The following is a 12,445-nucleotide window of genomic DNA, read 5'->3' on the forward strand; positions in this document are numbered from 1 at the left end:
GACGGCACGGCCGAGCGCCGCTACAGGCCCCCGCCCGACAGCCGTTCCCGCCCGCAGCCGCACGGCTATCCTCCGGCCTGCGTCAGCAGGGAGTCCACGAGTGCCCGCACCGAAGTGGTGAACAGCTTCTCCGGCCTTGGCTGCCGGGCGAGCGCGCGGGCCAGGCCCGGGTCGTCCTCGGCGGCTTCCGCGTCCCACAGCACGTCCTGTCCCGGCGACTGCGCGGGGGCGCGTTCCTGGTTGCGCTCGACGAGGACGAAGCCGACTATCTGGAACTGCACGGCACGAACCGCCTCCGCCGCGCGCGCCCCCCGCAGCCCCGCCGTGTGCGCCTCGTGGACCAGGGCGCGCTGCGCGGGCAGGAACATCCGCTCGGTCAGGCCCCGTTCATGGACCATGGCGATCAGATGCGGACGGGCCAGCAGCTCCAGGCGCAGCTGCCGGGCCACCGACACGATCCTGGTGGCGGGGGTGCGGCCGGTGGGCCGGATCGCGCCCATCTCCCGCACGGTCCGCTCCACAAGCGCGTCCAGCAGCGACTCGCGGTTGCCGACATGCCAGTAGATCGAGGTGACCGCGGTGCCGAGCCTGGCCGCGAGGCCCCGCATGGTGAGGGCGTCGGGGCCGTGCTGCCTGACGAGCTCCGCCGCGGTGTCGAGCACCTCTTCGCGGGTCAGGGCAGTGCGTGGCATGAGTCCCCCAATTCCGTTACGTGCAAGGCTCTTTACCCTTCATCGGCAACGGTGTAACTCTGTTACAGGTTCGCCGAGAGAGCCGAACGGACCCGTCCCCCTGCGATGCATTCGGCGCACGACGAAGGGTGGTACGACATGGCACGTGTACGGTACGGAGCGCGTTCCGAGGCCGAGATCACAGCAGCCCGCGCAGCCGCCGCCACACTCCCCGAGATCTGGTCCACGGGCGTCGTGGCCGTGTGGGAGACCGACCCGGACGTGATCGCGGCCGTGCTGCCGCCACCGCTCAAACCGACCGAACAGCCCCTGGTGCGGGTGAACATCAGCCAGGTCGACCTGCCAGGGCATCCACTCGGCGCGGGCTCCGTCGCGGTCGCGGCCGCGCATGGTGAGCAGCAGGGCTGGTATCCGCTCGTCATGCCGATGACCACCGAACGCGCCCTCATCGGCGGCCGTGAGGTGTTCGGCGAGCCGAAGAAGCTGGGCGAGGTGTCCGTCGAACGCGACGGCATGGTCGTACGGGCTTCACTCGCCCGGCACGGGATCGCCTTCGTCGAGGTACGCGGCGCGGTGTCCGGACCGCTGCCGCTGCCCGAGCCTGCCGAGAAGCTCGACTTCTACTTCAAGTGCCTCCCGTCGGTGGACGGTTCGGGCTCGGGATTCGACGCCGACCCCGTGCTCGTGCACTGCGTCCGTCACGAGAGGTTCCGCACGCTCGAACGCCTCACCGGCGATGTGGTGCTGCGCGAGTCCATGTACGACCCGGTCGCCGATCTGCCCGTACGGAAGCTGGTGGAGCTCACCATCGGCGAGAAGACCAGTGACCAGAAGGGCCGTGTGGTCGAGCGGGTCAGCGCCCAGGCTCTGCTGCCCTATCTCCACCAGCGCTACGACGACGCCCGGCAGATCCTCGACGGACCCCCGCAGGGGAGTGTCCGATGAGGCCCGCGCCCGGGCAGGTCGCCGTCGTCACCGGCGCGGCGAGCGGGATCGGCCGCGCCATGGTCCGCCGCTTCGCCGCCGAAGGACTGAAGGTCGTCCTCGCCGACGTCGAGGAGGAGGCACTGCACAAGACCGCCGGCGAGCTCACCGCGGACGGCGCCGAGGTGCTCGCTCGCGTGGTCGACGTCTCGGACCGGGACTCGATGTGCGCCTTCGCCGACGAGGTGTACGAGACCTTCGGCGCCGTCCACGTGCTGTGCAACAACGCCGGTGTCGGTTCCGGTGCCGAGGGCCCCATGTGGCAGCACGAACCCAACGACTGGACATGGGCCTTCGCCGTCAACGTCTGGGGCGTCTTCCACGGCATCCAGGCATTCGTCCCCCGGATGATCGAGAGCGGTGAGCCGGGCCATGTCGTCAACACCTCGTCCGGCGACGGCGGTATCGCCCCACTGCCCACCGCCTCCGTGTACGCCGTCACCAAGGCGGCGGTCGTGACGATGACCGAGTCGCTCTACGCACAACTGCGGGCCGAGCAAGCCCTGATCGGAGCCTCCGTGCTCTTCCCGGGACCCCATATGCTCCGCACCGGGCTGTGGGAGTCCCACCGCAACAGGCCCGACCGCTACGCCAAGCAGCGGCCCCGCCGCACCCCCTACCGCAGCCTGGCCCAGTGGGAGGCGGCGATGCGGGACGCCGGGCACGAGGTGCGGTTCACCCCGGTCGACGAGGTCGCCGAGCACGTCCTGGAGGGCATCAGGGCGGACCGCTTCTGGATGCTCCCGCCCGGGGAGCACAGCGATCGCCAGATCCGCGCCCGCGCCCAGTCGATGCTCGACCGCGCCAACCCTGCCTATCTCGAGCGCTTCATCCTGGACTGACCGCGGAAACCGGAACGACCGCACGAAACCGCACTGCTGGACGACCGACCGCAGGAGTGACGTGCCATGACGGACCCGTACGCACCGGCACCCGACGACCCGTATCTGATCATCTCCTCCGACTGCCACGCCGGGCTGCCCACCGAGCAGTACCGCCCCTATCTCGACGCCCGCCACCATCGTGACTTCGACGAGTTCCTCGCCGGACGCGACCGCCGGCGCGAGGAGATGACCCGGCTCGGCGTACGCAACGAAGCCTTCGCCGACAAGTGGTTCAGGGACAACGAGGAAGGCCTGCGCGGCGGCTGGGACCCAGGGCAGCGCGTCAAGGAGCTCGACGGGGACGGGGTGGCCGCCGAGGTGGTCTTCCCCGACGCGGACGCCGTCGACAGCAGCACCGCCGCACCCTTCGGGGTCGGGCTCGGGCTCTCCGGTGACCAGGACCCGGAGCTCGGCATGGCCGGGGCACAGGCGCACAACCGCTGGCTGGCCGACTTCGTGTCCGAGCACCCGCAGCGGCACTGCGGAGTCGCCCTGCTGCCCGTCACCGGCGAGGTGGACCGGGTCGTCGCCGAGGTCCACCGGGCCAAGGAGTCCGGACTCGGGGCGCTGATGATTCCCTCGATGTGGGTCGACAAGGCCCCCTACCACGACCGCCGTTACGACCCCGTCTGGGCCGCCGCGGCCGAGACCGCCATGCCGCTGATCACCCACTCCGGCGCCGCACCCCGCCATGAGTACGGCGACCACCTCGGCATCTACGTCTCCGAGGTCACCTGGTGGCCCGCCCGGCCGCTGTGGTTCCTGCTCTGGTCCGGGGCGTTCGAGCGCCATCCCGGCCTCAGGTTCGGTGTGGCCGAGTCCGGCTGCTGGTGGCTGCCCAACCTGCTCTGGTTCATGGACCGGCTCTACCTCGGCGCACACGGCGGCAAGAAGCTGTCGCCCTTCGCCGAGATGAAGCGTCCGCCGAGCGAGTACCTCGACCGGCAGGTCTTCATCTGCGCCACCAACACCAAACGGCGCGAGCTCGCCCAGCGCTACGAGATCGGCGTCGACAACATCCTCTGGGGCTCCGACTTCCCCCACCCCGAGGGCACCTGGCCCCGCACCCGGGCCTGGCTGCGGGACACCTTCCACGACATCCCCGTCGCCGAGACCCGCCGCATGCTGGGCCTCGCCGCGGCCGAGGTCTTCGGCTTCGACACGGCGGCGCTGGCACCGATCGCCCGGCGTATCGGGCCCACACCGGCCGAGTTGGGGCAGTCACCCGACCAGGCCGCGGTCGAGACGTCCTGGGCTCGGTCGCGCGCGGTGGGACGCCACTGGCGGACCGGCGAGGACTTCCCCGTACTGGGGGTGACGCCATGACCGGGGAGCGCTACACGGTCATCTCCGCCGACTGCCATGCCGGAGCCGATCTCCTCGACTACAAGCCCTACCTGGAGAAGCGGCACCACGACGACTTCGACGCCTGGGCGGCCACCTACGTCAACCCCTACGAGGACCTGCTCGCCGACACCGCCGACCGCAACTGGAACTCGGCGCGCAGGCTCGCCGAGCTCGAGGCCGACGGCATCGTCGCCGAAGTCGTCTACCCCAACACCATCCCGCCCTTCTTCCCCTCCGCGTCCCTGATGGCCCCGGTGCCGACACGGGAGGAGTACGAGCAGCGCTGGGCCGGCCTGCGCGCCCACAACCGCTGGCTCGCCGACTTCTGCTCGCTCGCCCCCGGGCGCCGGGCGGGCGTCACCCAGATCCTGTTGAACGACGTGCACGCGGCCGTCGCCGAGGTCCGCCGCAGCGAGGACGCGGGCCTGACCGGCGGAGTCCTGATCCCGGGGACTCCACCGGGATCGGGCATCCCGGAGCTGTACTCGTCGGTGTACGACCCGCTGTGGGCGGTCTGCGCGGAACTCGGCGTACCCGTCAACCACCACGGTGGCTCGGCGTCCCCGCCGCTCGGCGACGAACCCGCCGCGCGGGCCGTGTTCATGGTGGAGACCACATGGTTCTCGCACCGCGCGCTGTGGCATCTGATCTTCGGCGGCGCCTTCCGCCGCCATCCCGGGCTCAACCTCGTGCTCACCGAACAGGGTTCGGGCTGGATCCCCGGGGTGGTCGAGATGCTGGACTACTACCACGGGCGGCTGGTCTCCGCGGCCTCCCGGGCCGTCACCGCCGAGTCCAAGTTCGGTACCGGACTGGCCGCCTCGATGGGCAAGGGCCCCAGCGAGGTCTGGCGCGACAACTGCTTCGTCGGCGCCAGTTTCATGCGTCCGCACGAGGTGCCGCTGCGCGACCGGATCGGGCTCGACAAGATCATGTGGGGCAGCGACTACCCGCATGACGAGGGCACGGCCCCGTACTCCCGCGAGGGCCTCCGCATCGCCTACGCGGGGCTGCCGCGCGACGAGATCGCGGCGATGGTGGGCGGGAACGCGGCCCGGGTGTACGGCTTCGACCTGGAACTGCTCGACGCCGTGGCGGCACGCGTCGGCCCCACGGTCGAGGAGATCGCCGAGCCGCTGAAGGAGGTCCCCGCCGACGCCACCAGCCCCGCCTTCGCGCCGGGCGGTTCGGTACGCGTGTGGTGACTGTCCCCGGACCCTCAGGGATGAGACCCTCCGTGGCGTGACGCAACCGACCCACCACGAGCCCCACGATGACACCCTCGGCACCCGTCTCAACTGGCTGCGCGCCGCGGTACTCGGCGCCAACGACGGCATCGTCTCCACCGCGGGCCTCGTCGTCGGCGTCGCGGGCGCGACCAGCGAGCGGAGCGACCTGCTCACGGCCGGACTCGCGGGACTGCTCGCCGGCTCCATGTCCATGGCGGCCGGCGAGTACGTCTCGGTCTCCACCCAGCGCGACTCGGAGAAGGCCGCGCTGGCTCTCGAAAAGCGTGAACTGCGCGAGCAGCCCGAAGCCGAACTCGAGGAACTCACCGAACTGCTGGAACAACGCGGCCTCACCCGGGAGGTCGCCCACGAGGCCGCGGTCCAGCTCACCCGACGCGACGCGCTCCGCGCCCACGCCCGGGTCGAACTCGGCATCAACCCCGATGAACTGGCCAACCCCTGGCACGCGGCAGGCGCCAGCTTCCTCGCCTTCACCGTGGGCGCCCTGCTGCCGCTGCTGGCCATCGTGCTGCCGCCCGCGTCGGCACGGCTGTGGGTCACCGTGCTGTCGGTGCTGACCGCGCTCACCTTCACGGGCTGGTGGAGCGCCCGCCTGGGCACGGCGCCGGTGGGACAGGCGATGGCACGGAACGTGGTCGGGGGAGCGCTGGCGATGGGGGTGACGTACGCGGCGGGGTCGCTGCTGGGCGCGGCGGGGGTCTAGGGCCTCCAGGCGACCTGGCCGGGGCGAAGAGCTCGGTGCACTGAGCGTTGTCCCCCTCTGCCAAAGCCCGTCGGCACTCGGCTCGCGTACTTGTCGGTAACGACATCTAGCCGCGCGCGCACCACCGCCTCTACGGTCCTCGCATGGCGCCCAACCTGCCCGATGTCGTGCTGTGGTCGATCCCCGCCTTTGTTCTGCTCACCGTCGTGGAGGCGGTCAGCTACCGGCTCCATCCCGACGAGGACGCTGCCGCCTACGAGGCGAAGGACGCCGCCACCAGCATCACCATGGGGCTCGGCAGCCTCTTCTTCGATCTCCTCTGGAAGATCCCGGTCGTGGCGATCTACACGGCGGTGTACGAGCTCACACCGCTGCGCGTACCGGTGCTGTGGTGGACGGTCCCGCTGATGCTGCTCGCGCAGGACTTCCTCTACTACTGGTCGCACCGAGGCCACCACGTGATCCGGATCCTGTGGGCCAGCCATGTCGTCCACCACTCCAGCCGCAAGTTCAACCTCAGCACCGCGCTGCGCCAGCCCTGGACCGGGTTCACCACCTGGCCGTTCTACCTGCCGCTGGTGGTCTGCGGGGTGCACCCGGCCGCACTCGCGTTCTGCTACTCGGTGAATCTCGTCTACCAGTTCTGGATCCACACCGAACGGATCGACAGGCTGCCGCGGTTCTTCGAGTGGGTGTTCAACACGCCCTCGCACCACCGGGTGCACCATGCCTCCCAGGGAGGCTATCTGGACCGGAACTTCGGCGGCATTTTGATCGTCTGGGACCGGCTGTTCCGCTCCTTCACCGCGGAGACCGAGCGGCCGGTGTACGGGCTCACCAAGAACATCGAGACCCACAACCCGCTGCGGGTCGCCACCCACGAGTACCTCTCCATCGCCCGCGACCTGCGCAGGGCGAGCAGCTGGCGGGAGCGGGGCGGGCGGGTGCTCCGCGGGCCCGGGTGGCAGCCCGCCCCCGTACACGGGGAGTACGGTCAGCCCGTCCCCGTTCACGAGGACCACGGTCAGGCCGTGAGCCACTCCGGGGCGTCCGAGCCCCAGACACCCGGGGGGCGCGACCAGTCGGCCGGGCATCCCTCGTACGTCACCGGCGACCGGGTATAGCGCAACGTGCCGAGCGGGCTCGCGGTCTCGGCAAGCCAGGCGTCGGGTGCGTACGCGTCCGACGCCCCGGCGGGCTGCTGCGGCGGTAGTACGCCGGTCAGCAGGTGCGCCGTACGCGCCAGCGCCAGCCGCAGCAGCCGGGTGCCCCCTGCCGCGTCCTGCTCGGTCAGGGAGCGGAGCACCGCCGCCGCGAGCAGATAGCCGGTGCCGTGGTCGAGAGCCTGCGCCGGCAGCGTCCCCGGCTGCTCGGCGGATCCCTCGATCACGGCGATTCCGCTGGCCACCTGGACGAGGCTGTCGAAGCCGCGCCGGTCGCCCCATGGTCCCTCGTGGCCCCATGCCGAGACCTGCGCCACGACCAGCCCGGGACGCAGCAGCCCGTGGCGCTCCAGCGCACCCGGACGGTAGCCGGTGACCAGCACATCGGCCTGGGCGAGCAGTTCACCGAAGGTGCGGCGGTCCGCCGGGCTGTCCAGGTCCAGCGCCGCGGACCGCTTGCCGAAGCCGGTGTCGGTGTGCTGGTCGGCGAGCTCGGGCAGCCGGGGCGGGTCGATCCGCAGCACGTCCGCGCCGAGCAGGGCCAGCGTCCGGGTGGCGACCGGGCCCGCGATGACCCGTGTCAGGTCGAGCACCCGCAACCGCTCCCCGGCGCCCCTGCGCCGTGGTGCCGCGTCGTCCAGCCGCTCCCTGGCCAGCACCGGCTGCCGGGCCGCCAGCGCGCCCTGCGGATGCGTCGCCCACTCGGCGGGGGTGCGCAGCGCGAACGCCAGCCCCCCGGCCTCGTACACGAGGTCCTCGACGTCCTGCGCACGCCGCTCGGCGATCGCGGACTCCACGCCCTCCTCGGTGGTGCCCAGCGCGGTCAGCAGCGCGGCCCGGTGGTGCGGGTAGTTGGCGTGCGTACGCACCCAGCCGTCGGCCGTGCGCCAGAACCGGGACAGCGGTGCGAACGACACCGGGGCGCGCCCGTCCACCCGCAGGTTCCGCTCGCTGACGAAGGCCGTGGCGACCGCCCCGTCGTCGACCCGCACGGCGGGAACGGCGCCCCCGGCGAGGCGCGCGGCACGTTCCGCCCCAGCGAGCGCGCACACCGCCACGGCGGCGCGGGCCAGCTCCATCACGGGCAGCCGTGCCGCGAGCAGCCCGCGCGGCCCGCCGTACGCGATGTGGTGGGTCAGCGCGGGGTCTCCGCCGAGTGCCGCCCACAGGAGCTCGGTCCCGGGTGAGGGAGTGTCAGCCATGGACGGCAGTATGGCACTCAGTGCCATCACAGGGGGTCGAAGAGCGGGCCCGGACGCGAAAACGCGCCCGGGCCCGCTCTTCAGTAGTCAGCCCGATCTCCCCGGCGGGTCCGGCGCGGTCCGGCAGCGCCCGAAGGGGGCGCGGGGAACTGCGCGACGGGCCACAACGGACCCTCCTCCCTGGACTTCCCCCGAGGGGGACCCCAGGTGACACGGGGCCTTCGGCCTAGCGCCGCACCGCGTCCAGCGCGTCCGCCACACCGGTCCCGTAGAAACCGTTCTTGCGCTTGCCGCCCTCACACACGGCGTCGACGGTCCCGTCGCCGTTGATGTCGTACGCGTCACCGCACGCCGTGTCGTCGGCCTGCGCGTACAGCAGCGCCTTGACCTCGGCGGCCGAGGCGCGCGGGTGGGTCGACTTGATGAGCGCGGCGACACCCGCGACGTGCGGCGACGCCATCGACGTACCGCCCTTGTAGCCGTAGCCGCCGTTCATCACCGTGGACAGGATCAGCCCGCTGGTCGCCGGGGCGTCCGGCTTCTGGTAGGCCGTCGAGTCGCCGCCCGGGGCGGCGATGTCGACGACGCCGTTGCCGTAGTTCGAGTAGGAGGCCTTGAGGCCCTTCGCGCCCGTCGCGGAGACCGTCACGACGCCCGGCAACATGGCCGGGTAGTCGAAGCACTCGCGCGGGTTGATGGGGCGCGTCACCGGAGTGGTGTCGTTGGGGCTGGTGGTGTCGGTGATCTCGTCCGCCGCCAGGTCCATCTTGGAGTTGCCCGCCGCGGCGACGTTGACCGTGCCCTTGCGCTCCGCGTACCGCGTGGCCCGCGTGACCGCCTCGAGCAGGGCCTTCTGGTCGTCGTCGGTCTTGCACGCGAACAGCCACGGGTCGGTGAAGTAGCTGTTGTTGGTGACGTCGACGCCATGCTCGGCGGCCCAGACGAAACCGCACACCACGGACTCGGTGTAGAAGAAGCTGTCCGGGTTGGCGACCTTGATGCCGGCCACCTTCACGCCCGGGGCCACACCGGTGACCCCGATGCCGTTCTTCGCCGCGGCGATGGTGCCCGCCACATGCGTGCCGTGGTCGCTCTCACCGGCGGCCGGACGCCAGGCGCCCGGGGTGGTGTCCGGCTTTCCGGTCACACAGTTGGCGGAGGCCGCGGCGTTGAAGTTGGGCGCCAGATCGGGGTGGGTGTCGTCGACACCCGTGTCGATCACGGCGACCGTGACCTTCTTGCTGCCCAGCGTCCGCTGGTGGGCCTTGTCCGCCTTGATGGCGGGCAGGTCCCACTGGAGCGGCTCGAACGGGTCCTGCTCGTCCGTGGCCTTCGCACTGGCCTTGGCCGCCTCGGCCGCGCCGAGGGGCTGTTCCGCGCCGATGGCGGTGTCGGACTGCGGGGCGATCGGCGCGGTGCGGGTGGCCCCGGCCGATGCGACGCCCCTGACGGTGCGGATCTGCTTGGCGAAGTCCGGGTTCTGCGAGTGGACGACGATGACGCCGATCTGGTCGTACGCGATCACGACCGTGCCGCCGGCCTTCTCGATCGCCCGCTTCACCGACTTGGCGGTCGCATGCCCGCCCTGGGTGTTGACGACGTACGACAGCAGCGGCCCGTCGGTCGACACGGCCGCCGGGGCGCCGTCGAGAGGGGCCGCCGAAGCGGCGCCCGTGGGCAGGAAACCGAGCGAGGCCGTGAGCGCCAGGCCGACGGGCAGCGCTATAGCGCGCGTTCGCCTGGATCGCAGATGAGCCATGGGTTCTCCACATCATCCGTGGTGTCCGCCCAGACACCCCTGTTGCGAATGGGCGGGTACATGACGAGTGAAGTTATCCCGATCATCGGGGTACATCAACGACTTCGGTAGGAAAACCCGACAGGAACCTGATCGGACGTCGCCCTGCCCGGACCGGACGCTGGCCGGAACCTGCGGCAAGCAGACCGGATGTGAACCACCGGGCCCCCGGCTCCGTGCCGTTCTCACGGGAGGAGCCCTCGGCGCCCCCGCTGCGAGACCCCCCTCGCCCATGCCCACCGCACCCGAGTCACGAGGAGATTCCGTGGCCACCGACGCACCGCCGCCGCCCGGCGGCACGGACGCCCCCACCCGCCCCGCCCCGCCCACGACACCGGACTTCGTCGAGATGCAGGAGAGCGCGGAATTCAGCGAACTGCGCCAGACCTACCGCTCCTTCGCCTTCCCCCTGACCGTCGCCTTCATCGCCTGGTACCTGCTGTTCGTCCTGCTGTCCAACTACGCCGGCGGCTTCATGGGAACCAAGCTCTTCGGCAATGTCAATGTGGCGCTGGTCCTCGGTCTCGCCCAGTTCCTCAGCACCTTCCTGATCGCCTGGTTCTACGCCCGCTACGCGGCCCGGAAGCTCGACCCCAGGGCGGCAGCCATCAAGTCCCGGATGGAGGCCGACGCATGAGCGGCACCAGCACGCTGTACGGGGCCGGAACCCGGCTCGCGGCATCAAGCGCCACCAGCGAGCACCGGGCGCTGATCATCTCGCTGTTCGCGGCGTTCGTCGTCGCGACGCTCTTCATCACCGTCCGGGCCGGCCGCCAGACCAAGAGCGCGGCCGACTTCTACGCGGGCGGACGCCAGTTCACCGGCTTCCAGAACGGCCTGGCCATCTCCGGCGACTACATGTCCGCCGCGTCGTTCCTGGGCATCGCCGGAGCCATCGCCCTCTTCGGCTACGACGGATTCCTGTACTCCATCGGCTTCCTGGTGGCCTGGCTGGTCGCACTGCTGCTGGTCGCCGAACCGCTGCGCAACTCCGGCCGGTTCACGATGGGCGACGTCCTCGCGTACCGCATGCGCCAGCGGCCCGTGCGCACCGCGGCCGGCACCTCCACCATCGTCGTCTCCATCTTCTATCTGCTCGCCCAGATGGCGGGCGCCGGGGTGCTCGTCTCGCTGCTGCTCGGCATCACCAGTGACGCCGGAAAGGTCGGCGTCGTCGCCCTGGTGGGCGTACTGATGATCCTCTACGTCACCATCGGCGGCATGAAGGGCACCACCTGGGTGCAGATGGTCAAGGCCGTCCTGCTCATCGCGGGCACCCTGCTCATCACCTTCCTCGTGCTGCTGAAGTTCAACTTCGACATCTCCGAACTGCTCGGCAGGGCCTCCGAGGAGAGCGGCAAGGGCGCCGCGTTCCTCGAGCCCGGCCTCAAGTACGGCGCCACCGGAACCTCCAAGCTGGACTTCCTCTCCCTCGGCATCGCCCTGGTACTCGGCACCGCGGGTCTGCCCCACATCCTGATCCGCTTCTACACCGTGCCGACCGCCCAGGCCGCACGGAAGTCGGTCATCTGGGCCATCGGCATCATCGGTGCCTTCTACCTGATGACGATCGCGCTCGGTTTCGGTGCCGCGGCCCTCGTCGGACCCGAGGAGATCAAGCAGTCCAACAAGGCCGGCAACACGGCGGCACCCCTGCTCGCCCTCCATCTCGGCGGCATCGACTCCGCGGGAGGGCCGATCCTGCTCGCGGTGATCTCCGCGGTCGCCTTCGCCACCATCCTCGCGGTCGTCGCCGGGCTCACCCTCGCCTCGTCGTCGTCGTTCGCCCATGACATCTACGCCAACGTCATCCGCAAGGGGCAGGCGACCGAGAAGGAGGAAGTGCGTGCCGCGCGCTGGGCGACGGTGTTCATCGGCATCGTCTCCATCGCCCTGGGTGCCATGGCCCGCGATCTGAACGTGGCCGGTCTGGTCGCCCTCGCCTTCGCGGTCGCCGCGTCCGCCAATCTGCCGACGATCCTCTACAGCCTCTTCTGGAAGAGGTTCACCACTCAGGGCGCGCTCTGGTCCATCTACGGCGGTCTGGTCTCGTCCGTGCTGCTGGTGCTGTTCTCGCCGGTCGTCTCCGGCAAGGAGACCTCGATGTTCCCCTCGGCGGACTTCGCCTGGTTCCCGCTGGAGAATCCGGGTCTGGTCTCCATCCCGCTCGGCTTCCTGCTCGGCTGGATCGGATCCCTGCTGTCCAAGGAAGAGCCCGACAAGGGCAAGTACGCGGAGCTCGAGGTCAAGTCCCTCACAGGCGTCGGCGCCCACTGAGGAGCGGATCGACACACGCCTGACCGCGGCCGCGTCGTAGGGTCATACGAAGACCTACGGCGCGGCCGTGCCGTTCCTCGTGGCAATCGGCACCTGTCACTGCCGGAGCTCTCACGTAGGCTCGGGTCTACAGAGGAGTTGCTGT

The 12,445-nt window shown here is 70.7% G+C and carries 11 protein-coding genes; 8 read left to right on the forward strand and 3 right to left on the reverse strand.

Features of this window, described 5'->3' with window-relative positions; translation table 11 throughout:
- Positions 1-65: 65 nt before the first annotated feature.
- Positions 66-692: a TetR/AcrR family transcriptional regulator gene (locus ACFV6V_RS12795; RefSeq protein ID WP_385563148.1), complete on the reverse strand. Its 627-nt coding sequence runs from the start codon at positions 690-692 to the stop codon at positions 66-68.
- A gap of 138 nt (positions 693-830) precedes the next feature.
- Between ACFV6V_RS12795 and ACFV6V_RS12800 the strand changes: the two genes are divergently transcribed.
- The 6 genes from ACFV6V_RS12800 to ACFV6V_RS12825 all read left to right on the forward strand — a co-directional run bounded on the left by ACFV6V_RS12800 (position 831) and on the right by ACFV6V_RS12825 (position 6,984).
- Complete coding sequence (locus ACFV6V_RS12800; protein WP_385563151.1) at positions 831-1,637, forward strand: acetoacetate decarboxylase family protein; 807 nt, start codon at positions 831-833, stop codon at positions 1,635-1,637.
- Complete coding sequence (locus tag ACFV6V_RS12805; protein ID WP_385563154.1) at positions 1,634-2,518, forward strand: SDR family NAD(P)-dependent oxidoreductase; 885 nt, start codon at positions 1,634-1,636, stop codon at positions 2,516-2,518. The genes ACFV6V_RS12800 and ACFV6V_RS12805 overlap by 4 nt, the downstream gene beginning before the upstream one ends.
- 66 nt (positions 2,519-2,584) lie before the next feature.
- A complete protein-coding gene (locus tag ACFV6V_RS12810) occupies positions 2,585-3,886 on the forward strand; it encodes an amidohydrolase family protein (protein WP_385563157.1) in 1,302 nt (433 codons plus the stop codon).
- Positions 3,883-5,112: an amidohydrolase family protein gene (locus ACFV6V_RS12815; protein WP_385563160.1), complete on the forward strand. Its 1,230-nt coding sequence runs from the start codon at positions 3,883-3,885 to the stop codon at positions 5,110-5,112. Before ACFV6V_RS12810 ends, ACFV6V_RS12815 begins: the two co-directional genes overlap by 4 nt.
- Before the next feature lie 37 nt (positions 5,113-5,149).
- Complete coding sequence (locus tag ACFV6V_RS12820) at positions 5,150-5,860, forward strand: VIT family protein (protein WP_385563163.1); 711 nt, start codon at positions 5,150-5,152, stop codon at positions 5,858-5,860.
- Positions 5,861-6,003: 143 nt separating this feature from the next.
- Positions 6,004-6,984 (forward strand): sterol desaturase family protein, encoded by a 981-nt coding sequence (locus ACFV6V_RS12825; RefSeq protein ID WP_385563166.1) that lies wholly within the window; start codon positions 6,004-6,006, stop codon positions 6,982-6,984.
- On the opposite strand, the gene ACFV6V_RS12830 is transcribed toward ACFV6V_RS12825, so the two are convergent.
- Together ACFV6V_RS12830 and ACFV6V_RS12835 are read right to left on the reverse strand one after the other, a co-directional pair.
- Positions 6,885-8,225 (reverse strand): CoA transferase, encoded by a 1,341-nt coding sequence (locus ACFV6V_RS12830; protein WP_385563169.1) that lies wholly within the window; start codon positions 8,223-8,225, stop codon positions 6,885-6,887. The two genes, ACFV6V_RS12825 and ACFV6V_RS12830, sit on opposite strands and share 100 nt — an antisense overlap.
- Before the next feature lie 226 nt (positions 8,226-8,451).
- Positions 8,452-9,984: a S8 family serine peptidase gene (locus tag ACFV6V_RS12835; RefSeq protein WP_385563171.1), complete on the reverse strand. Its 1,533-nt coding sequence runs from the start codon at positions 9,982-9,984 to the stop codon at positions 8,452-8,454.
- Positions 9,985-10,288: 304 nt separating this feature from the next.
- Here ACFV6V_RS12835 and ACFV6V_RS12840 point away from each other — a divergent pair, with 304 nt between their 5' ends.
- Together ACFV6V_RS12840 and ACFV6V_RS12845 are read left to right on the forward strand one after the other, a co-directional pair.
- Positions 10,289-10,660, forward strand: coding sequence for a DUF485 domain-containing protein (locus tag ACFV6V_RS12840; protein ID WP_385563174.1), 372 nt, complete (start codon positions 10,289-10,291; stop codon positions 10,658-10,660).
- Entirely contained in the window at positions 10,657-12,300 is a 1,644-nt protein-coding gene (locus ACFV6V_RS12845) for a cation acetate symporter (protein WP_385563177.1), read from the forward strand. The genes ACFV6V_RS12840 and ACFV6V_RS12845 overlap by 4 nt, the downstream gene beginning before the upstream one ends.
- Positions 12,301-12,445 lie beyond the last annotated feature (145 nt).

It is taken from the genome of Streptomyces sp. NPDC059828, assembly GCF_042731955.1.
Classification (GTDB): Bacteria; Actinomycetota; Actinomycetes; order Streptomycetales; family Streptomycetaceae; genus Streptomyces.